We start from the raw sequence: 22,184 nt of genomic DNA on the forward strand, positions 1-22,184 counted from the left end.
TCGCATTGACGGCCGGATCAAGGACGGCCGGGCCGCACGACCCGGGCTCCGGGACGCGGCGCGGTGTCGATCCCCTCGATGCGACTCCGCCGCGAAAGAACGGCGGGGGTCCCCTTGCTCCCCCCGCCTCGGGCGCGGTACCATGCCCCCTGGAATCGTGGCGAGAAAACTCCGTCGATCCGCCCGGCCGAACGATTCCAACGATTCAGCGGAGAAAATCGCTTGCAATCGGCCTGAAGTCACGGTAAATTCTGACTTTTCCGCTGCCCGGAATCTCGCTGGCGTAGCTCAACTGGCAGAGCAACGGTCTTGTAAACCGTAGGTTGTGAGTTCGACTCTCACCGCCAGCTCTGCCGGATCGCGTCGAGGCGATCCGGGTCGGTCGAAACATCGAACATTCGCACGCAGCCCAGACTCGCAGAGCAGAGACGACTCAAAACGACGACGACTTAAAACGACGATCGGGTGGTTACCCAAGCGGTCAAAGGGGCCAGACTGTAAATCTGGTGGCTCAGCCTTCGCAGGTTCGAATCCTGCACCACCCACTTCGACTACTCACGATCGAACGGCCCGCTTCCGTCCCGGCCATGGTCCCCAGAGACGGGCCCGCCGCAGAGCCGAACAGAAGGGATTGAAGGAGGATTCGCTCGCCTGACCGACCGACTCTCGCATTCGCCGGTTCGAACCGACTGGCGCGGACCTCGGCATCTGCTGGCCCCATTGCGGGTGTAGCTCAATGGTAGAGCCCCTGCCTTCCAAGCAGGCTGTGTGGGTTCGATTCCCATCACCCGCTCTCCCGATTTGCCGGCCCTTGCCCTGAGTGTTCGCCCCTCCCTGCGAGGCCAATGCCCCGGGGCCTGGCCTTCAGCCTCGGGTCGGATCGGATGACAGACGCGGGCCGGGAAGGCGGGCCATCCGGATCGAGATCAGACGCCCGAACCACGACTGAAACGGATCGAAGACGACGAGGTTTGCTTCACGAGACACTCACACCGAACACGGCGTTGACGCGAGAAGACCCTCGTTCACGCCCCCCTTTGCTGCCGTGGCTCAGTTGGTAGAGCGCGTCCTTGGTAAGGACGAGGTCGTGGGTTCGAATCCCACCGGCAGCTTTCCCTGTACGAAGCATGATGACCCGGATCGGTTCCCGTCCGATTGGTCGGCGAATCGATCCCTTTTTTGGACCGCGCCGACCGACGCCCGGCGGAACCCGACCCCGGTTCGGGACGCGGCCGACTACCGCCGGACCTCGCGGGGCGACGGGCTAATACCCCCCACCTCGCTTTCCAGAACCAGGAGACGACGGGAAGCACCGATGGCCAAGGAAACCTTTGTTCGCACGAAGCCGCACGTCAACGTCGGCACCATTGGGCACATTGACCACGGCAAGACCACGCTGACGGCCGCCCTCCTGGCCGTCCTCGGCGCCCGTGGCGGTGCGCAGTCCAAGTCCTATGCCGACATCGCCAAGGGTGGCACCGTCCGCGACGCCAGCAAGACGGTCACCATTGCCGTCTCCCACGTCGAGTACGAGAGCGAGACCCGGCACTACGCCCACATCGACTGCCCGGGCCACGCCGACTACATCAAGAACATGATCACCGGTGCCGCCCAGATGGACGGCGCGATCCTGGTGGTCTCCGCCGCCGACGGCCCGATGCCCCAGACCCGAGAGCACATCCTGCTGGCCCGTCAGGTCGGTGTGCCCGCCCTGGTCGTCTTCCTCAACAAGGTCGACCTGGTCGACGACGAGGAACTGCTCGAGCTCGTCGAGTTCGAGCTGCGCGACCTGCTGACCCACTACAAGTTCCCCGGCGACGAGATCCCGATCGTCCGCGGGTCGGCCAAGCCGGCGTACGACAACCCGTCGGACGACACCGCCGCCAAGCCGATCCTCGAGCTGGTCGCGGCGATGGACAGCTACATCCCCGAGCCGGTCCGCGACATCGACAAGCCGTTCCTGATGCCGGTCGAAGACGTCTTCTCGATCAAGGGCCGCGGCACCGTCGGCACCGGGAAGATCGACCGCGGCATCGTCAAGGTCGGCGACAAGGTCCAGATCATCGGCTTCGGCGCCAACATGGACACGACCGTCACCGGCGTCGAGATGTTCCAGAAGACCCTCGACGAAGGCCGGGCCGGCGACAACGTCGGCTTGCTCGTGCGGGGCATCGAGAAGGAACAGCTCGAGCGCGGCCAGGTCATCTGCAAGCCGAACTCGATCACCCCGCACACGAAGTTCGAGGCCGAGGTCTACGTCCTCTCGAAGGACGAGGGGGGCCGCCACACCCCGTTCTTCAAGAACTACCGGCCGCAGTTCTACTTCCGGACCACCGACGTCACCGGCACCATCGTCAACCTGCTGTCCGAGGACGGCAGCGAGGCCGAGATGTGCATGCCGGGCGACAACATCAAGATGACCGTCGAGCTGATCGCCCCGATCGCCATGGAGGAGAACCTCCGCTTCGCCATCCGCGAAGGCGGCAAGACCGTCGGCGCCGGCGTCGTCACCAAGATCATCGAGTGACGCCACCCACGCCGATCGCCGCGCCTTCGGTGCGCTGATACCCGACGACCCACTCATCCCGGCCGACGCCTCGCCTTTCCCGGGCGATTCGCGTCGGCCGGGATGTCCGATGGATCAAGGAACGGCGACTTCCCGTCGCCTGGCCGCGACCTTCCCGGGACGAATGAACCCTTCGGCCCGGTTTTCCGTACGAGCGTAGCTCAACTGGTAGAGCACCGGTCTCCAAAACCGGGGGTTGGGGGTTCGATTCCCTCCGCTCGTGTTTCGTGTCGATCTCTTCCCTCAACGGCAGGCCCGCGGCCCCCGGGGTCTTCCTCCGGCGGCCATCGAGGCGGTGTCGACGAGTCGGGCCTGCGGCCCGGTCCTGCGACGCAAACAGGGGCCGGCCTTGCAGGCCCGTCACCTCGCCGGGGGAAGCGATCGGGCCGTTGCGAAGCGAACTCGATAGCGTGGGTTTCCGTCTGCAGTCACTGTCAAGAGCGGCGTGATCGCGTCCTCGGGAGGGTCGGGCGAATGGGCAAGGTGAAGGATGATGCAACCGAGACCCGTGCATCGAAGCCCTCGGAGAAGTCTGCCCGTCGCAGCGGCAAGAATCAGTTTTTTGCCACCCTCCTGAGCTCCGGGCTCTACAAGCCGATGCAGGGCTGGCATGCCCGGCTCTGGACCGGCATCGCCATGGCGGCCGTCCTGCTCATCGGCGTGACCCGGCTCTTCGCCACGCTTGATGGCACCGAGATCTATGTCCAGTTCGGGATCTGTGGCGTCCTGGCTGCGGCGTTCGCCTGGCTGAGCTTCCGGATGATCCACTATCCGCCGTTCGCCGACTTCCTGATCGCCACCCAGGCCGAGATGAACAAGGTCTCCTGGATCAGCCGGAACGACCTGAAGCGGGCCACCGGCGTCGTCCTGGTCACCGTGCTGGTCATCTCGTTCTACCTGTTCGCGATCGACAACGTCTGGATGGTCCTGCTCAACCAGATCGGCGTGCTCGACGTCTCGGCCGGGACCGGCCAGGCGATCGGCTCCGCCGGCTGACGCCGCGGACACCCGCGCAATCGGCCGGGCGGGCGGCCTCCTTCCTCCCTGGCCGCCCCTCGTTCGCGTTGCCCTCTTGTTCTGCTTGCACCACTCGCTCCGAACCGAACTCCCACCCCCGACTGCCGGATGAGCACGACGCCCGACGAACACGACGAGCCGCCCCTCGAGCCCGAGTCAGGCCCGCCGTCGGAGCCGACCGAGACGGATCGCGGCTCAGCCGTCGGCCCATCGAACCTTTTCGAAGTCGAGGAATCGGCGCCCGACGGCGGCACCCCGGCCGGCGAGACCCCCGAGCCGGCCTCCCCCGCCGACGAGGCCGATGCCGAGGCTGAGCCCGAATCGGCCCTGCCCGACGAGCCCGCCCCCGCCGCGGTCGAGGCCAGGCAACTGGCCGAGGCCACCGATGACGACGGCCCCGACGATCCCGAAGCCGACGATCACGTCGACACCGAAGAGGTCGAGACGCCCGCCGACCTCGATGACGACGAGCCTCCTCCCGAGCTGGTCTGGTACGTCCTGAAGGTCCAGAGCGGCCGCGAGGATACGATCCGGGACGCCCTCGAACGCCGCGTCAAGATCCAGGATCTCGGGAACTACTTCGGCCAGATCGTCGTCCCGAAGGAAAAAGTGACCGAGATCCGGAACAACAAGAAACGCACCGTCGAGCGCAAGAGCTACCCGGGCTACATCATGGTCCACATGGAGCTCAACGAGAAAACCTGGTTCGTGGTCCGGGAGACCCCCGGTGTCGGCGACTTCGTCGGCGCCCACGGCACCCCGACGCCGATGAGCCAGTCCGAGATCGATAAGATCCTCAAGCCCGAGGAACCCGGCGAAACCAAGGCCGTCCCCAAGATCGACCTCGAACGCGGCGACCGCGTGAAGATCAAGGAAGGCTCCTTCGAGAACTTCGAAGGGACGGTCGAAGAGGTCATCGAGGCCCGCGGTCTGGTCAAGGTGATGATCATCATCTTCAACCGGCCGACCCCCGTGGACCTCGAGTACTGGCAAGTCGAGCGAGTCTGAATCTCTGACGGAGTCGGCAGCAGGCAGCAGGCGGTAAGCAGAGGCCTTGGCGACAGCGAACCACTGCCGATCGCGCACGCTTCCCCCTGGTCGTTTCCCTCTTCATCTCTGCCTGCTACCTACCCCCTACTGCCTACTGCCCGGAGTACGAGAGAGCGATGGCGAAGACAGTCACGGCAAAAATCAAGCTGCAATGCCCGGGTGGGCAGGCCACCCCGGCCCCCCCGGTCGGCCCGGCCCTCGGCCAGCACGGCGTGAACATCGGGCAGTTCGTCACCCAGTTCAACGACCGGACCAAGGAGATGAAGGGGACCACCATCCCCGTCGAGATCACCGTCTACAACGACCGATCGTTCGAGTTCATCACCAAGAGCCCCCCCGCCGCCGTCCTGCTCAAGCAGGCCGCCGGCATCGCCTCCGGGTCGGCCGAGCCCCACAAGACCAAGGTCGGCACCGTCTCCGCCGATCAGGTCCGCAAGATCGCCGAGACGAAGTTCCAGGACATGAACGCGCGAGACATCGACCACGCCATGCGGCTCATCGCCGGCACGGCCCGCAGCATGGGGGTCGAGGTCAAGGGCTGACCCGGTCGATCGGCCTCCGCCCGATCGACCGCGGTCCGATCCCGACCGGCTTCACCCCCGATCGCGGGGCGGTCTCGCCACCGATCCCGACGCCCTCGGGGCCCCGGCGCCGGCGAGCCCGGCCCGATCCGGTCGGATGAGGCCCATGCTCGAAGAATCCACCGGCCGAGCACTGCCCGAAATGAGTGCTCGGCCCACCCGCGTCCGGCGCGACCGCCCGCCGGAGACGGCCCTCGGGGGGCCACGGGTGTCCCGGCGTCGTCCGTCGCTCGCGACCGATGACGACCGTGGGGCGGCAGCTTTTCCGCACCTTACGGAGAGCGACAGTGCCCAAGCATTCGAAGCGCTTCCGCGCCCTCTTGCAGCAAACCCCCCCGGGGCCGATCTCGCTGGAAGAGGCCGTCCAGGCGCTGAAGACGTTCGGCACCACGAAGTTCGACCAGTCGGTCGAGGTCTCGACCAACCTGGGCATCGACCCCCGCCAGAGCGACCAGAACGTCCGCGGCTCGGTCGCCCTGCCGCACGGCATCGGCAAGACCGTGCGCGTGGCCGTCTTTGCCCAGGGCGATAACGCCGAGAAGGCCCGGGAGGCCGGCGCCGACATTGTCGGGGCCGACGACCTGGCCCAGCAGATCAAGAACGGGGTCATGGACTTCGACGTGGCCCTGGCCACGCCGGATGTCATGGGGATCGTCGGCCCGCTGGGCCGCGTGCTCGGCCCCCGGGGCATGATGCCCTCGCCCCGCTCCGGCACCGTGACGACCGACATCGCCTCGGCCGTCCGCGAGTTCAAGGCCGGCAAGATCGAGTTTCGCAACGACAAGGGCGGGAACGTGGCCGCCCCGGTCGGCAAGCTGAGCTTCGACGATCAGCGGCTGATCGAGAACATCCAGGCGTTCTTGACCCACCTGAAGACTCTCAAACCGGCCGCCGCCAAGGGCCAGTACATCCGGTCGGTCACCATCTCGGCCACGATGAGCCCGGGTATCCGGGTCGTCGCATAACCCGAGCCGGCACCCACCAGGAGGCGGCCCCCGGCCGACGACCAAAGCGATGAGCAAGTACGTCAAAGAGCTGATGATGGACCAGCTCCGTCGCGACCTCGACGGGACGCGATCGGTCCTGCTGCTGGATCTCGGCGGCCTGGACGCCATCAGCGAAACCCAGCTCCGGAACGACCTCCGCAAGAAGTCGATCCGCATCAAGGTGCTCAAGAACACCCTGGCCGGTCGGATCTTCGACGAGCTCGGCCTCGGCGGCCTTCGCCAGTACCTCAGCGGCCCCAGCGTGGCCGCCTGGGGCGGGGAAGGGGTCGCCGAGCTGGCCAAGGAGATCTCGGCCCAGGTCAAGAAACTCGAGAAGCCGAAGATCAAGGGCGGCGCCGTCGACGGCGTGATCATCTCGCCCGACCAGGTCGCCGACATCACCAAGCTGCCGAGCCGCGAAGAACTGATCGGCCGGGCCGTGGCCCTCGCCCTGGCCCCCGTTCAACGCGTCGTCAGCCTGGCCAATGCCCCGGCCGCCGGCCTCGCCGGACAGCTCAAGGCCATTGCCGACGCCGAAGGTTCGGGCGATGCCCCGGCCGACGCCGAGGCCCCCGCCGAAGGCTGAACCCGATCCAACCCGTCGACGGCCCCCCGGCCGTCGTCCCCGACCTGATTCGTTGCGTTGACCGGGGCCGGGCGAACCGACCGCCCAGCTCCACCCTCCTTCATCTCATCTGAATTCCGACCGATCCCGCCCGACCGGCGACGAGACCCGCCGCGTCGAGCACCAACCGGATCGCTCCGAACGAAAGGATCGCCGAACGATGGCCACTGCCGATGCCCCCGCCCGCGAATTCGCCGACAACATCAAGAACCTCGGCGAAGAGATCGTCAAGCTGACCGTCCTCGAGGCCAAGGCCCTGGGCGACTACCTCGAAGAGGTCCACGGCATCAAGGCCGCCGCCGCGGCCGTCGCCGCCGCCCCGGCCGCCGCCGCCGAGGCCGGCCCCGCCGCCGCCGAGAAGACCGAGTTCGACGTCGTGCTGGAGAACTCCGGCGCCCAGAAGATCCAGGTCATCAAGGTCGTCCGGGCCGCCACCGCCCTGGGCCTCAAGGAGGCCAAGGAACTGGTCGACGGCGCCCCGAAGGCGATCAAGACCGGCATCTCCAAGGAAGACGCCGAGAAGCTCAAGAAGGAACTCGAAGACGCCGGCGGCACCGTCAGCATCAAGTGACCCCGCCCGACGCCGGCCCCGGCACCCCCGCCGGGGCCGACCGTCGGCTCGTCACCCCGGCGGCCGATCGACGCCCCGAATCCTGCGTTCGAGGCCCGATCGGCAAGCCACCCCCGAATCCAACCGTCTTGTCTCTCCTGACCCGCCCCGGCCCGACCGATCGACGCCCCCCGGCAACCCCGGGCGCCGATTCGACCGACCGGGGCCGGCCGGCGCGCCGGGAACTCGTTTCTCCGGAGCCGCCAGGATGTCGACTCCCCCAGGACCATCTCCCGAGCCGCAACCGCCCGCGTCCCCGCCTCCACCATAAGGCCCGGACCCAAGGCCCGCCGAGCTCGTCAACGCCTCCAGCGTGACCGCGGCCCCGACCGAGCCCGGAACGGCCGACCCGACGCCGAGTCGCCCGCGACCGCGCCCGCCCTTCATCTCCCCTCGAGGAGCGCGACCCGATGCCCTACGCCAGCAGTGCCCAGCGGATCACCCCACTGCCCCCCAAGAACTTCGGCCGGATCGAGGACGAATACCCCATCCCCGATCTGACCCAGATCCAGACGGTCAGCTACGCCCGCTTCCTGCAGGCCGACACCGCCGCCGACAAGCGAACCGACTCGGGCCTCGAAGGCGTCTTCCGCGAAATCTTCCCCATCGAAAGCTACGACAAGCAGCTCAAGCTCGAATACATCCGCTACGACCTCGGCAAGCCCCGCTACGACCCGGACGAGTGCCGGCAGCTCCGCCTGACCTTCGGCCGCCCCCTTCACGTCTGGCTCCGCCTGAACAAGGGTGAGACGGCCGTCGAGGAGTCGGTCTACCTCGGCGACATGCCGATCATGATCGGCGGCGGCGAGTTCATCATCAACGGCGCCGAGCGCGTCGTCGTCAGCCAGCTCCACCGCTCCCCCGGCGTCGACTTCGTCGTCGAGATCGAGGCCAGCGAGAAGCGCCTGCACGCCTGCCGGATCATCCCCGAGCGCGGCAGCTGGATCGAGCTCCAGGTCACCAAGAAGGACACCCTCGGCGTCCGGATCGACCAGTCCGGGAAGTTCTCGGCCATGACCCTGCTGCGGGCCATGGACCCCCGCTTCTCGTCCGACGAGGCCATCCTCTCGGCCTTCTACGAGTCCGAGACGATCTCGACGACCGACAAGGTCGCCGCCCAGAGCCTCGAAGGCCGGATCGCCTGCGGCGACGTCGTCGACCCGAACACCGGCGAGGTCCTGGCCGACAGCGGCTCGACCATCTCCAAGGCCCTCGCCCAGATCCTCGTCGACAACGAGCTCGGCGACATCGAGGTCCTCAAGGACGCCCGCGACCCGCTCATCCTCCAGTCGCTCCAGGAAGACCCGACGACCGACCACGAGTCGGCCCTCCTGCGCATCTATCAGCGGCTCCGGCCCGGCAACCCGCCGCAGCTCGAGAAGGCCCGCGAGCTGTTCAACGAGAAGTTCTTCGACACCAATCGCTACCGCCTCGGCAAGGTCGGCCGCTTCCGGATCAACCGCAAGTTCAATCAGGATGTCCCCGAGGATCAGATGATCCTCGACGCGACCGACTACCTGAACTCGATCCGCTACATCCTCAACCTCCGCCGCGGCAAGGGGCACGTCGACGACATCGACCACCTCGGCAACCGCCGCCTCCGGACCATCGACGAGCTCGCCTCCGACGAGCTTCGCAAGGGGTTCCTCAAGCTCCGCCGCACCGTCCAGGAGCGCATGAACCTCAAGGATGCCGAGGACATGACCCCTCGCTCCCTGATCAACCCGAAGTCGATCAGCGCCGCCATCGAGTACTTCTTCGGCCGCGGCGAGCTGTCGCAGGTCGTCGACCAGACCAACCCGCTGGCCCAGCTCACCCACGAACGCCGCCTCTCGGCCCTCGGCCCCGGCGGCCTGAACCGCAAGCGGGCCGGCTTCGAGGTCCGCGACGTCCACATCTCGCACTACGGCCGCATCTGCCCGATCGAGACCCCCGAAGGCACGAACATCGGCCTGATCAGCTCGCTCGGCATCTTCGGCGGCGTCGACGAGTACGGCTTCCTCGTCAGCCCCTACCTGAAGATCGACGACGGGCGACGGACCAAGGACGTCGTCCTGATGCGGGCCGACGAGGAGTCGGAGGTCTACATCGCCCCGTCCGACGCCGGCACCGACGACGCCGGCCGCCTCGAAGGCAACGTCATCTCCCGCTTCCAGGGCGACTTCGTCGTGGTCAAGCCGGAGACGGTCCAGTACGTCGACATCAGCCCGAAGCAGATGGTCGGCGTCTCGGCCGGCCTCATCCCGTTCCTCGAGCACGACGACGCCAACCGGGCCCTCATGGGCTCGAACATGCAGCGGCAGGCCGTCCCCTTGCTCGTCTCCGAGCCGCCGATCGTCGCCACCGGCCTCGAACACGCCGTCGCGCAGAACTCCGGCATGCTCATCAAGGCCGAGCAGGAAGGGACCGTCACCTTCGTCGACGCCACCAAGGTCGTCATCGACGACACCCACGTCTACAAGCTCCGCAAGTACGTCGGCCTGAACGAGCGGACCTGCCTGAACCAGAAGCCGATCGTCGAGGTCGGTCAGAAGGTCAAGCCCGGCACCGTCCTGGCCGACGGCGCCGCCACCTACCTCGGCGAGCTGGCCCTCGGCCGCAACGTCCTCGTCGGCTTCATGTCGTGGGACGGCTACAACTTCGAGGACGCGATCATCATCTCCGAACGCCTCGTGAAGGACGACGTCTACACGTCGATCCACATCGAGGAGTTCGAGATCGAGATCCGCGAGACGAAGCTCGGCCGCGAGGAGTTCACCCGGGACATCCCGAACGTCTCCGAGAAGGCCCTGCGCAACCTCGACGACAACGGCATCGTCCGGATCGGCACCTACGTCAAGCCCGGCGACATCCTCGTCGGCAAGGTCGCGCCGAAGTCCAAGAGCGAGCTGACCCCCGAGGAGAAGCTCCTCCACGCCATCTTCGGCCGCGCCGGCGAGGACGTGAAGAACGACTCGCTCGACGTCCCCTCGGGCGTCGAGGGGATCGTCATCAGCACCCAGCGGTTCAGCCGCCGGATGAGCCTCTCCGAGGACGAGCGCAAGGCCTTCGAGAAGGAGCTGAAGGACGTCGAGACGGGCGAAGGCCAGCGGATCGCCGACGAATACAAGGCCATGATCTCGGCCATGGAAGAGGCCATCGGCGGCCCGATCCCCGACCCCGAGACCGGCAAGCCCCTCGGCCGCGAGAAGGACCCGATCAAGCTCGACGAGGAGAGCCAGCGGCTGAACATCGAGAAGCTCGACCTCCGCAGCCCCGACGTCGCCCGCGAGGTCCGCAAGATCTTCCGCGTCCACCAGCCGAAGATCGAGGCCCTCCGCGACGAGAAGGAGCGCAAGCTCAACAGCATGAAGCGCGGCGACGAGCTGCCCTCGGGCGTCCTCCAGATGGTCAAGGTCTACGTCGCCACCAAGCGGGTCATCTCCGTCGGCGACAAGATGGCCGGCCGCCACGGGAACAAGGGCGTCATCGCCAAGATCCTCCCGGTCGAGGACATGCCCTTCCTCGCCGACGGCACGGCGGTCGACATCCTGCTCAACCCGCTCGGCGTGCCCAGCCGCATGAACGTCGGCCAGATCCTGGAGACCCACCTCGGCTGGGCCGCCAGCAAGCTCGGCTTCCAGGCCGTCTGCCCCGTCTTCGACGGAGCCGACGAATCCACGATCCGGCAGTGCCTGCTCGACGCCGGCCTGCCCGAGAACGGCAAGGCCGTCCTCTACGACGGCCGCACGGGCGACGCCTTCGACCAGCGCGTCACCGTCGGCTATCTCTACATGCTCAAGCTCCACCACCTCGTCGACGACAAGATCCACGCCCGGGCCACCGGACCCTACAGCCTCATCACCCAGCAGCCGCTCGGCGGCAAGGCCCGCTTCGGCGGCCAGCGGTTCGGCGAGATGGAAGTCTGGGCCCTGGAAGCCTACGGCGCCGCCTACATCCTCCAGGAGCTTCTGACCGTCAAGTCCGACGACGTCGAGGGCCGGACCAAGATCTACGAGTCGATGGTCAAGGGCGAGAACACCCTCGAGGCCGGCACCCCCGCCAGCTTCGACGTGCTCACCAACGAGATCCGCGGCCTCGGCCTGAACATGCAGCTCGAGAAGAAGCGGATCTGAGCAGGAGGCGATCCGGCGGCCCGACCCCAAAGGGCCGGGCCGCCGTTGTGTTCTTCCCTCATTCCCCACGCACACCGGAGATGAGCCCGATGGCTTACCTGAGCGTCCTCGTGGCCTCTCTCTGCTGCGTCTTCGTCGATGCTCCGGAGACACGACGGACGCCGTCCGAGTCCTCACGTCCTGGATTCAGCGAGCCCGAACGCCTGCAACAGGAGATCCAGGAACAGATCGCCGAACGCGAGCGATTGCAGGCCCGCCCCCTTGACGAGTGGGTCGCGATGCTCGAGGCGGCCGACGCCGCGGGCCGCCGTCGGCTCCTCGGGACGTTCTCGGGAGCGATCAATCATCACATTCGCCGCCTCCGACCGATCTTTCTCCGATCGATGGAAGATCCGGATTTCGGCGTGCGCCTGGTGGCGGCGAATGTGGTCGCGATGAACAGCGAACACTGGCATCAGCCGCCCGATGAGGCGGCCCAGGATGCCGAGTTGAGCCGCGCGGTCGCGATCTTCGAGGAGGCCTTGGAGCAGCCGGACCCGGAGGTCTGGGGCAAGGCCCTTTACGGCCTCCGACACGTCGGCGAGAAGCCGCAGGCCGTCCTGCCACAGCTCGTGCGGTTCGTCCGCCTCGAGGCCATCTTCGATTCCGGTCACTGGTATCAGATCTCCAGGATCGTCGCCGGCCTGGGCGAAGCGGCGGCGCCGGCGGTCGACGACCTGACCGACGTGCTGAAGTCCGATCGGCCGCGCACGCGGGCCCTCGCCGCTCGGCTCCTGGGCTTCATCGGCGGGCCGGCCCGGCCGGCCATCCCGGCGTTGCTGGAGCACCTCCGGAGCCCCGACCCCGACACGGCCATCACGGCCCACATCGCCCTGCGCGGGATCGACGAAGGGGCCTTGCCCCGTCCCTCCCCGGCCAGGCGGTTCGTCCCCGAGCTGGTGGCGGCCGTCGCGGGGGATGATTTCGAAGCCGGCAGGTCGGCCGTGATCCGGCTCGCCCACATCGGCCCGGACGCGATCGACTCACTCCCGGCGATCCTCGGTTTCTTCCATCGCTACGATGACGCGAGGGAAGTGGATGAGAGGACCGGCCTCGCCGTGATGGCCCTGGCTTCCATGGTCAGCGAGCCGATGTTCGGCGCGGACCTGCTGCCCAGGCTCTTCGAGCAGGTCCGCTCCGCCCCGCCCGAGATCGCTTGCACGGCCTGCACCTTCATCGGCAATAACGCCCTCGTCTCGGATGTCGAGACCATGGCCCCCTTGATCCGACTCCTGGACGAGACGAGCGGGCAAGTCAAAGGATGTGTCGCGCAGACCCTCGGATCGATCGGAAGGAGTGACCCAGGAGTCGGCCCCCTGTTGAATCAGGCTTTGAAGGACCCAAGCCCTCACGTCCGACGCGGGGCATTGCAGGGGCTGTTCCTCAGCGAGAATCCGTCTCCGGAGGTGATTGACGCGGTGGAGGCCGCGACGGAGGATGCCGACCCCGAGGTCCGAGAGTACGCCCAGCGGGTCCTCGACTTCCTAAAGATCAAGCGGAAGAATCGGGACATGGATTCTCAGGATCGGCCACGGCAGCGAGGTCCGCGATGAGATCCCCGAGATTCGGTCGGGTCGGCCATGAGATCCTCGGGATCCGGTCGGGCCGGCATACCGGCGTCGCCGTCGTCGTGCGGGGAGCCCCGAGGGACGCAACGGGGAGGCTCCGGCCGGGCCTCGCCGTCGAGTGGAGTCTCATCACCCAGCTGCCGCTCGGCGGTAAGGCCGGATTCGGCGGCCACCGGTTGGGCGGAGATGGTGCTCTGGGCCCTGGGAGCCCGGGAAACCCGGTTCCCCGATCGGGACACGCCCCCCTCTCTCCCTTCCTTCACTTCACCTGGAGCGGCGCGGACCGTCCCGCCCGGTGGGCCGCGATCGCCGCGGCATGAGGCGGCACCTTTCGAGGGCCTCGGCCGGTGTCAACGCCTTCGAAGCGCCTCGAACGAACTCAGGCCGAAGTAGCCGAGCCAGCCGGCGATCCCGAGGAACTTGGTCGCGTCTTCGAGGAAAAACGACCGATCCACCGTGATTTTCACGGACAGGAGTGTCCCGGGGGCCAATCTCTGGTCGACCAACTCATCCCACCCCATCGACAGCGCGAACATGCCCAGGGAGACCAGCAACAGGCTCCAACGCGTCTGCCCGAGAATCACCTTCCGCCATCCCCAGAGCAGCACCACCATCCCCACGGCATACGCCGCCTTGAACACGGCACTGGGCGGGAAACGCTGGAGGATCTCCCTGACACGGCCTCCCGAGTTCGTCCCGTTGATCTCGTGCAGCATGTACACGTCGTCGATCATCAGGAAGGTGGTGAACAGCCCGGCGAACCCGAAGAAGCGAGCCAGCCGGACATCGCCCTCGTCCCTGAGCACCGCGAAGGCCAGCAGCGTGCCCCCGGCCGTGATGGCCCAGAGCAACACGCCGAGATTCGAGAGGAAGCCGACGTAAAACCGGACCGGGTCCGGCCTCAACGCCGGGTCGGCCACGACCGACAGCGGATCTCTCGTGAGAAGCCCATAGCCAGCTCCCCCCCAGACCAACTCCACGAACGCCACGAGCATCGCCAGCACCACCAGCGCCGGGCCATACACGCTTGCCAGGAGCAACGGCCCCCCGGTACCGATCCAGGAACCCCTCCTGACCACCACCCACGGCTCAACAGCGATTTCCCGCAGCATTCCCTTCGTCTCCGATCGACTCCTACACTGATCGTGCCGAGCGCCCCACACGGGCGATCGGCCGCGCCCGGACCAACGGCCCCGCCGAATCCCCTCTCAACCCGAGCGATCGCCGCGAACATGCCGCACAGGCCATCAAAACACGTAAGAACACTTCGACGAATCGGACAGCCGACACGCGGGGAAGACCCATCGGCTTCAGGACATCATTTGACTTCATTCCATCTTAACAATCTTCAAAAAAATTTCACAATCGCGTTTCGAACGCCCCGGCCCCCCGAGCCGAGTCGTCTCGGGCCAAGGGGCGCGGCGATCCCGGACCGCTCCGCGCCCGGGAGCCGGCACCTCCCGGCGCCGGATCGCTGCCAGGCGCGGCGCTTCGCGTCCGGGAGCCGAGCCCTCCCTGGGCGATCCGACTGCAGGCCCGTGGCCTAGAATTGCCCGGAGGACTTGCGAAGACGCAGCGACCCGGACAGCCTCGGCACGACCGCCCGATGCCGGTCGTCGCCGCCTCGAACTTCAAGGAGCTGGACCGCCCCCATGTCTCTCGCCGACCTGTTTGAACGAATCGTCATCGTCAGCCTCCCGTCCCGCACGGACCGGCGACGGGACATGGGCGCGCAACTCAAACGCGCCGGAATCCCTCTCCAACCGGGCCGGGTCGAATTCTTCGACGCCATCCGGCCCGAATCCGCCGCCGGCTTCCCCAGCATCGGGGCCCGCGGCTGCTTCCTCAGCCACCAGACGCTGCTCTCGCAGGCCCGAGACGACCGCCTCGCCAACCTCCTGGTCATCGAAGACGACCTCTCCTTCACCCCCCGGCTTCTGGCCGACCAGGACGCCGCGATTGCCCCGCTCCGCGCGTGCTCATGGGACCTCGCCTACCTGGGTTACCGGATCTTCGATCCCCCCCCCGGCGCGAGCCCGCCCCGGGGGGCGACGTTCGTCCCCTACGCGGGCCGCATCGACCAGACCCATTTCTACGCGATCGACGGCCCCCTCATCAGCCGCCTCGTCGCGGTCCTCGACCAGATCCGGAACCGCCCTCCCGGGCACCCCGAAGGCGGCCCCATGCACGTCGATGGCGCCTTCAACACCTTCCGCAGGCAGAATCCCGACGTCACCACCCTGATCGCCCTTCCCGAACTCGGGGTGCAACGCGACTCGCGCAGCGACATCGCCGCCGGCAAGTTCTTCGACCGGGTCCCCGTCCTCCGCGACCTGGCCAACATGGCCCGATCGGTCCGGCGATCCTACCAGGGCGGTCGTCACCGCGGCGAAGACGGGCCGGTCTAGCGGGCGACGGAGGCGGCCGCCCCCGTCACAGCGACGCCCGTCGTCGGGTGCCGCGGCTTCGCCCCCGGACCCGCGGCCCCCGGGGGACACGAGTCGAGGCGAGCCGGAGTCAGACGTTCGACCACTCCGCGGCGATGGCCGCGGGGGACCTCACCCCCGGGGCACGCGAGCCCTCCCGATTCGCCCCGGCCCCCTCAATCGGGACGGGCGTCATCGGCCGCCTCCCAGTGCGCCTTCGGGAACCGATGCTTCAGCGAGAACCGGTAGATCGATTCCAGCTTGTGATAATTGTTCGGGGCGATGTGCACGTCCTTGCCGAGCAGCAGCGCGGCGATGGCCACGTGGAGCCGGTTGGTGAAGATGTCGTCGAAGTGGTTCAGAAAACCGAGGAGGGCCCGCGTCGACCGCAAGGCCGAGTCGGGCAGGTAATACCCGTCCCGGGACGAGAAGACGACCGAGGCGTCGCAGTTGTTCGACGGCAAGGGGGCTTCGGTCCGCTCGGCGTCGTCCCGATAGGCCAGCAACGATCGGCGCCCGGTCTCCGGGTCTCGCGGGCTCGTGCGCAGATAAGCCGCCGATCGGACCGCGTATTTGAGGCGGTCTCGCCAGGCTTCCCGGCGCCAGACCGATCCCCGATCCTCGGGGGCCAGCGGCTGGCCTCGCAAGACCGTCGCCGGGTCGAGGTTCAGCGCCACGTCTTCCGACAGCTCGACCTCGGCCCGCAGCCCGAGCCCGTTGAGATAGTCGAACGACCTCGGCTCCCGGCACATGAGCAGGACATTCGGCCCCAGCTCCCGCAACAACGCCTCGTGGCCGCTGTAACTGTGGGGCAGGACGATCAGCCGCTTCGCCGACCGATGATGCTTCCGGACGAAATTCGCCAGGTTGTGGTACATGGAGACGAAATTGCCGCCGCCACTGCAGACGAGGACTCCCCCCTCGGGGACGCCGGCCGACCGGTAATTCAGGAACCTGGGCCTCAGCCCGAGCGTCGAGAAGAGCTGCATGGCCGCCACGTTGATCAGGGCATCGCCGGCATTGCCCGTCCCCATGAAATACGCGAAGTCCGCCCCGCGCAGCTCCCTCAACGTGTCTCGAACATCGGTCGGGGCGGGAGCAGAGGTCGGCATGACTGGTCATCCTGGGGCGTCTCGTCGTTCGTTTACGACCGGGCAAGACTCCAATCGTATGCCACGGGCGAAACCGGCCGCAATCCTCCTGGCCGCGAGGCCCCTCGCGTGTCCCCTCTCGTCAACCCGCCCCGGGCAGAATGGGGGCGAACCTCGCCCCCCAAGCCCCCTCGTCCAGGAAATCGAAGCTGTCAAGAGAATTTCGCTTGGAATTCCTGGAGACCTGGACTAGAATACCCGAATGCCGACTCCAAGGGCAGGACCGCCGGAGCCGCCAGTGCCCAGACGATTTCCGCTCGATTGTGCCGAGGACGTCGCCCGACGACGAGCCTCGGCCCCTTGCGCGCCGATGCAGCAACGCCACCACAATCCGCCGCCGATGACCCAAACCGCCCCAGATGAGTCTCCCCGCCCGGCCCGGATGCCAGGCCCGCCCGGCGGTCGGCATCGCCCTGAAGGCCGCGCCCGCGTCTTTGGCCTCGACCAGAGATCGGGATGACGGCCTGGTTGTCGTTCGCGAGCGTGCCCGATGGCCCCTCCATCACACACAACGCGAGCCGGGAACGCCCCCGGGGCATCCCCATGGCCCAGGACCCGACTCGGGAACGGACCGCCTCGCCCCTGATGACCCGATCGGACCCAGACCCCGGATCGAATCGAATCACCCTCCACGGCCGGCCTCTCGATGGTGCCGCCCCGCTGCCCGGGCTCCCTTGCCGAAGCCCCCTCGTGTCGGCGGCGGAATCGTCCACCCTCCCGCCGGCCCTTCGGCCAGAGCCTCGTGTTGTCCTTGTCCTTGATCCGAACTGACCCGACCCGAACCGAACCGACCAGACCCGAACTTGACCTGATCGACCGCGACCGGGAAACGTGACGCCACCACCCTCGGCCCGCTTCGAGGCATCGGCCGGCCAACCGCCTGCCGATGGCCGCTCGGCTGCCTCGCAACCCGGCGAGCCGCGAACCGAAGGCGACCGACGTCCCCGTCCCCCCCGGATCGCAGCGTGACACCCCACCCGCGATTGCACCCGCCAGGCGTGCAGAGGAGCGATTCCCGTGAGCATGGGCGAGAGTGCCTACGATCGTATCAACGACTACGGGGCCGTCAAGATTGGCCTCGCCTCCCCCTACGACATCCGGAGCTGGTCGTTCGGCGAGGTCAAGAAGCCCGAGACGATCAACTACCGGACCTACCGCCCCGAGAAAGACGGCCTCTTCTGCGAGCGCATCTTCGGCCCCGAGAAGGACTGGGAATGCGCCTGCGGCAAGTACCGGGGCATGAAGTACAAGGGGATGATCTGCGACCGCTGCGGCGTGAAGGTCACCCACTCCCGCGTCCGCCGCAAGCGCATGGGGCACATCGAGCTGGCCGCGCCGGTCGTCCACATCTGGTTCTTCAAGGCCATGCCCAGCCGCCTGGGCACGCTCCTTGACATGCGGACCACCAGCCTCGAACGCATCATCTACTTCCAGGACTACGTCGTCGTCGACCCCGGCGACACCCCCCTGAAGGAGCGCCAGCTCCTGACCGAGGAAGAGTTCCGGAAGTATCGCGCCGACTACGGCGACACCTTCGAGGCCGACATGGGGGCCGAGGCCATCCGCAAGCTCCTCCTGCGGCTCGACCTCGTCGAACTCTCCAAGCAGCTCCGCCAGGAGCTGACCGAGACCAACAGCCGCCAGAAGATCAAGGACATCACCAAGCGCCTGAAGGTCGTCGAGAGCCTCCGAGACTCCGACAATCGGGCCGAGTGGATGGTCCTCGAGGCCATCCCCGTCATCCCGCCCGACCTGCGCCCGCTCGTCCTGCTCGACAGCGGCAACTTCGCCACGAGCGACCTGAACGACCTCTACCGCCGGATCATCAACCGCAACAACCGGCTCAAGAAGCTGGTCGACCTCAACGCCCCCGAGGTCATCATCCGCAACGAGAAGCGGATGCTCCAGCAGGCCGTCGACGCCCTCTTCGACAACAACCGCTGCAAGCGCCCGGTGCTCGGCTCGTCGAACCGACCGCTCAAGTCGCTCACCGACATGATCAAGGGCAAGCAGGGGCGCTTCCGCGAGAACCTGCTCGGCAAGCGCGTCGACTACTCGGCCCGATCGGTCATCGTCGTCGGCCCCGAGCTGAAGCTGCACCAGTGCGGCCTGCCGAAGAAGATCGCCCTGGAGCTGTTCCAGCCGTTCATCATCCGGCGGCTCAAGGAGCTCGGCCACGCCGACACCATCAAGTCTGCCAAGAAGATGCTCGAACGGCGGACCGAAGAGGTCTGGGACATCCTCGAAGAGGTGATCCAGAACCACCCGGTCCTGCTCAATCGCGCCCCGACCTTGCACCGCATGGGCATCCAGGCCTTCGAGCCGGTCCTCGTCGAAGGCAACGCCATCCGCATCCACCCGCTCGTCTGCCGCGGCTTCAACGCCGACTTCGACGGCGACCAGATGGCCGTCCACCTGCCCCTCTCGATCGAGGCGCAGGTCGAGGCCATGACCCTGATGATGTCCACCAACAACATCTTCAGCCCGGCCAACGGCAGCCCGATCATCAGCCCGTCGCAAGACATCGTCATGGGCTGCTACTACCTCACCGTCCAGCGCCCCGGCGAGTTCGGCGAGTACCGCAAGGAAGACGGCCGCGAGTTCGGCGTCTTCGCCTCCCCCATGGAAGTCTTCCAGGCCTTCAGCCAGAAGAAGGTCGGAAAGCACGCCATGATCAAGCTCCGCCTGCCGGCGCACAAGTCGCTCCGCGGCGACGGCGAAAAAGAGTTCACCCCCGGCATGGTGATCAACACCACCGTCGGCCGCGTGATCTTCAACGACATGCTCCCGCCCCGGATGCCCTACTACAACATGGCACTCGGGCAGAAGCAGCTCCAGATGATCATCGCCGACTGCTACCTGCTGCTCGGCCGCCGCGAGACGATCCACCTGCTCGACAACATGAAGGACATCGGCTTCCGCGAGTCGACCCGCTCGGGCCTCTCCTTCGCCACCGACGACCTGAAGACCCCCGACAACAAGCAGAAGATCCTCGACGACGCCGAGAAGGAAGTCGTCAAGAACAACAAGCTCTACCAGCGCGGCATCATCACCGAGCTCGAGCGCTACAACAAGGTGCTCGACGCCTGGACCCACGCCCGAGAGCTCATCACCCAGCAGATGATGGCCGACCTCAAGAGCGACGTCCGCGGCGGCGAGGTCTACCTCAACCCGATCTACCTGATGGCCGACTCCGGCGCCCGCGGCGGCGTCGAGCAGATCCGCCAGCTCGCCGGCATGCGAGGCCTCATGGCCAAGCCCTCCGGCAAGATCATCGAGACGCCGATCAAGGCCAACTTCCGCGAGGGCTTGTCGGTGCTGGAGTACTTCTCCTCCACCCACGGTGCCCGGAAGGGCCTGGCCGACACGGCCTTGAAGACGGCCGACTCGGGCTACCTGACCCGCAAGCTCGCCGACGTCGCCCAGAACGTCGTCATCACCATGCGAGACTGCGGCACGACCCAGGGGATCACCAAGGGGACCGTCTACAAGGGGAGCTCCGAGAAGGTCGAGGTCGCCATCTCCCAGATGGTCCGCGGCCGCGTCAGCCGGGTCAACATCGTCAACCCGATCACCGACGAGGTGGTCGTCCGCGAGAACGAGATGATCACCGTCGCGGCGGCCAAGAAGCTCGAGGAGATGCAGGTCGAGAAGATCCAGGTCCGATCGCCCCTCACCTGCGAGGCCCCGCTCGGCGTCTGCCAGAACTGCTACGGCATGGACCTGGCCACCGGCCGCCTGGTCGAGCAGGGGATGGCCGTCGGCATCATCGCCGCCCAGTCGATCGGCGAGCCGGGCACCCAGCTCACCATGCGGACCTTCCACATCGGCGGGACCGCCACCACCGGCATCGAGGAGAAGGAGCTCAAGGCCAAGCGCGACGGCATCATCAAGCTCGTCGGCATCAACGTCGTCATCAACGACGAGGGGGACCAGATCGCCCTGGCCCGCAACGGCGAGATCCAGATCCTCGACGTCAAGGGCCGCGAGCTCGAGAAGTACGACGTGCCCGACGGCTCGATCATGAAGGTCCAGGACGGCCAGGAAGTGACCCGGGGCTCGACCCTCTGCGAGTGGGACCCGCACAACATCCCCATCCTCGCCGAGGTCGGCGGCAAGGTCCGCTTCGAGGACATCATCGAGGGCGAGACCCTCCGCATCGAGCAGGACCCCCGCACCGGCCACAACCGATCGGCCATCATGGAGCACAAGGGCGACCTGCACCCGCAGATCATCCTCGAGGACGGCGAGGGCAAGATCCTCGACTTCTACTACATCCCCGAGCGGGCCGGCATCGAGGTCCAGGAAGGCCAGCTCATCAAGGCCGGCACCGTCCTGGCCAAGACCCCCCGCGAGGCCCGCCGGACGATGGACATCACCGGCGGCCTCCCCCGGATCACCGAGCTCTTCGAGGCCCGTCGCCCGAAGGAGCCGGCCGTCATCGCCGAGGTCGACGGCAAGGTCGAGATCCTCGAGGAGAAGCGCCGGGGCAAGCGCGTCATCATCGTCCGCAACGAGTCGGGCGTCGAGCGCGAGCACCAGGTGCCCCACGGCAAGTACATGAAGGTCCACACCGGCAGCCGCGTCCGGGCCGGCGAGCCGCTCGTCGAGGGCCCGCTCGTCCCGCACGACATCCTCCGGATCTCCGGCGAGGAAGCCGTCCAGCGCTACCTGCTCCGCGAGATCCAGAACGTCTACCGGGCCCAGCGCGTCGAGATCGACGACAAGCACCTGGAGATCACCGTCTCCCAGATGCTCCGCAAGGTGAAGATCGAGTCCGTCGGCGACACGAACCTGCTGCCCGGCTCGATCGTCGACAAGTTCGAGTTCCGCCGGACCAACCAGGAGATGCTCGGCTGCGTCAAGGTCAAGGACCCCGGCGACACCGACTTCCGCACCGGCGACATCGTCCCCCGCGACACCTTCGAGGCCGAGAACAACCGCGTCGAGGAGAACGGCGGCGCCAAGGCCGAGTGGGTCCGCCCCAAGCCCGCCGCCGCCAGCACCCAGCTGCTCGGCATCACCAAGGCCGCCGTGCAGTCCGAGAGCTTCATCTCCGCCGCCAGCTTCCAGGAGACGACCAAGGTCCTCACCGAGGCCGCCCTGGCCGGCAAGGTCGACTACCTCGTCGGCCTGAAGGAGAACGTCATCCTCGGCCACCTCGTCCCCGCCGGCACCGGCTTCAAGGCCCACCAGGAGGCCGAGGTCCGCATCCGCCCCGAGGCCCTCGAAGCCCTCGCCGAGAAGGGCCCCTCCTACGCCCGCTACCGCGACGAGGCCCCCGCCCCCTCGGCCGACTAACCCCCGGCCGATCCCGGCCCCCTTGACCACCCCACGGCCCGCCCTGCTCATCCCCCCGATGAGCCGGGCGGGCTGTTTCCGTTCCGTCTGCCTTCGGGATCGTGTCGGGTGCGTCCCCCAGGACGCACCAACCGCCTTGGACCGAAGAC

At 67.3% G+C, this 22,184-nt stretch carries 13 protein-coding genes and 5 tRNA genes; 16 read left to right on the forward strand and 2 right to left on the reverse strand.

Annotated elements, in window-relative coordinates; translation table 11 throughout:
• Nucleotides 1–277: 277 nt before the first annotated feature.
• The 14 genes from AB1L88_RS02680 to AB1L88_RS02745 all read left to right on the forward strand — a co-directional run bounded on the left by AB1L88_RS02680 (nt 278) and on the right by AB1L88_RS02745 (nt 13,142).
• Nucleotides 278–350 (forward strand) — tRNA-Thr (locus AB1L88_RS02680).
• Nucleotides 351–463: 113 nt separating this feature from the next.
• Nucleotides 464–545: transfer RNA gene (locus AB1L88_RS02685), tRNA-Tyr, on the forward strand.
• A 177-nt stretch (nt 546–722) separates the two neighbouring features.
• Nucleotides 723–793, forward strand: a tRNA-Gly gene (locus tag AB1L88_RS02690).
• A gap of 246 nt (nt 794–1,039) precedes the next feature.
• Nucleotides 1,040–1,112: transfer RNA gene (locus tag AB1L88_RS02695), tRNA-Thr, on the forward strand.
• A 203-nt stretch (nt 1,113–1,315) separates the two neighbouring features.
• The gene (gene tuf / locus AB1L88_RS02700) at nt 1,316–2,527 is read left to right on the forward strand and encodes an elongation factor Tu (protein ID WP_367095090.1); all 1,212 of its coding nucleotides are present in this window, start codon (nt 1,316–1,318) and stop codon (nt 2,525–2,527) included.
• Between the two features lie 189 nt (nt 2,528–2,716).
• Nucleotides 2,717–2,789, forward strand: a tRNA-Trp gene (locus AB1L88_RS02705).
• 251 nt (nt 2,790–3,040) lie between these two features.
• Nucleotides 3,041–3,562 carry a preprotein translocase subunit SecE gene (gene secE / locus AB1L88_RS02710; protein ID WP_367095091.1) on the forward strand — a complete coding sequence of 174 codons (522 nt, stop codon included), beginning with the start codon at nt 3,041–3,043 and terminating at the stop codon, nt 3,560–3,562.
• Nucleotides 3,563–3,691: 129 nt separating this feature from the next.
• Nucleotides 3,692–4,591 (forward strand): transcription termination/antitermination protein NusG, encoded by a 900-nt coding sequence (nusG, locus tag AB1L88_RS02715; RefSeq protein WP_367095092.1) that lies wholly within the window; start codon nt 3,692–3,694, stop codon nt 4,589–4,591.
• A gap of 158 nt (nt 4,592–4,749) precedes the next feature.
• Nucleotides 4,750–5,175, forward strand: a complete 426-nt coding sequence (rplK, locus tag AB1L88_RS02720) for a 50S ribosomal protein L11 (protein WP_367095093.1) — start codon at nt 4,750–4,752, stop codon at nt 5,173–5,175.
• Nucleotides 5,176–5,501: 326 nt separating this feature from the next.
• Nucleotides 5,502–6,179, forward strand: a complete 678-nt coding sequence (rplA, locus tag AB1L88_RS02725) for a 50S ribosomal protein L1 (protein ID WP_367095094.1) — start codon at nt 5,502–5,504, stop codon at nt 6,177–6,179.
• 49 nt (nt 6,180–6,228) lie between these two features.
• Complete coding sequence (gene rplJ / locus AB1L88_RS02730) at nt 6,229–6,786, forward strand: 50S ribosomal protein L10 (protein ID WP_152052736.1); 558 nt, start codon at nt 6,229–6,231, stop codon at nt 6,784–6,786.
• A 199-nt stretch (nt 6,787–6,985) separates the two neighbouring features.
• Nucleotides 6,986–7,396: a 50S ribosomal protein L7/L12 gene (rplL, locus tag AB1L88_RS02735; RefSeq protein WP_367095095.1), complete on the forward strand. Its 411-nt coding sequence runs from the start codon at nt 6,986–6,988 to the stop codon at nt 7,394–7,396.
• A 449-nt stretch (nt 7,397–7,845) separates the two neighbouring features.
• Nucleotides 7,846–11,550, forward strand: a complete 3,705-nt coding sequence (gene rpoB / locus AB1L88_RS02740) for a DNA-directed RNA polymerase subunit beta (protein ID WP_367095096.1) — start codon at nt 7,846–7,848, stop codon at nt 11,548–11,550.
• 89 nt (nt 11,551–11,639) lie between these two features.
• Nucleotides 11,640–13,142 (forward strand): HEAT repeat domain-containing protein, encoded by a 1,503-nt coding sequence (locus AB1L88_RS02745; RefSeq protein ID WP_367095097.1) that lies wholly within the window; start codon nt 11,640–11,642, stop codon nt 13,140–13,142.
• 365 nt (nt 13,143–13,507) lie between these two features.
• Here AB1L88_RS02745 and AB1L88_RS02750 read toward each other — a convergent pair whose 3' ends face one another.
• Nucleotides 13,508–14,269, reverse strand: a complete 762-nt coding sequence (locus tag AB1L88_RS02750) for a hypothetical protein (RefSeq protein ID WP_367095098.1) — start codon at nt 14,267–14,269, stop codon at nt 13,508–13,510.
• Between the two features lie 540 nt (nt 14,270–14,809).
• Between AB1L88_RS02750 and AB1L88_RS02755 the strand changes: the two genes are divergently transcribed.
• Nucleotides 14,810–15,565, forward strand: coding sequence for a glycosyltransferase family 25 protein (locus AB1L88_RS02755; protein WP_367095099.1), 756 nt, complete (start codon nt 14,810–14,812; stop codon nt 15,563–15,565).
• A 194-nt stretch (nt 15,566–15,759) separates the two neighbouring features.
• Here the strand turns inward: AB1L88_RS02755 and AB1L88_RS02760 are convergent, their stop codons facing one another.
• Nucleotides 15,760–16,695: a polysaccharide pyruvyl transferase family protein gene (locus AB1L88_RS02760; protein WP_367095100.1), complete on the reverse strand. Its 936-nt coding sequence runs from the start codon at nt 16,693–16,695 to the stop codon at nt 15,760–15,762.
• Nucleotides 16,696–17,751: 1,056 nt separating this feature from the next.
• Here AB1L88_RS02760 and rpoC point away from each other — a divergent pair.
• Entirely contained in the window at nt 17,752–22,035 is a 4,284-nt protein-coding gene (rpoC, locus tag AB1L88_RS02765; protein WP_367095101.1) for a DNA-directed RNA polymerase subunit beta', read from the forward strand.
• Nucleotides 22,036–22,184 lie beyond the last annotated feature (149 nt).

The sequence above is a fragment of the Tautonia sp. JC769 genome (assembly GCF_040717455.1).
In the GTDB taxonomy this organism is placed as follows: Bacteria; Planctomycetota; Planctomycetia; order Isosphaerales; family Isosphaeraceae; genus Tautonia.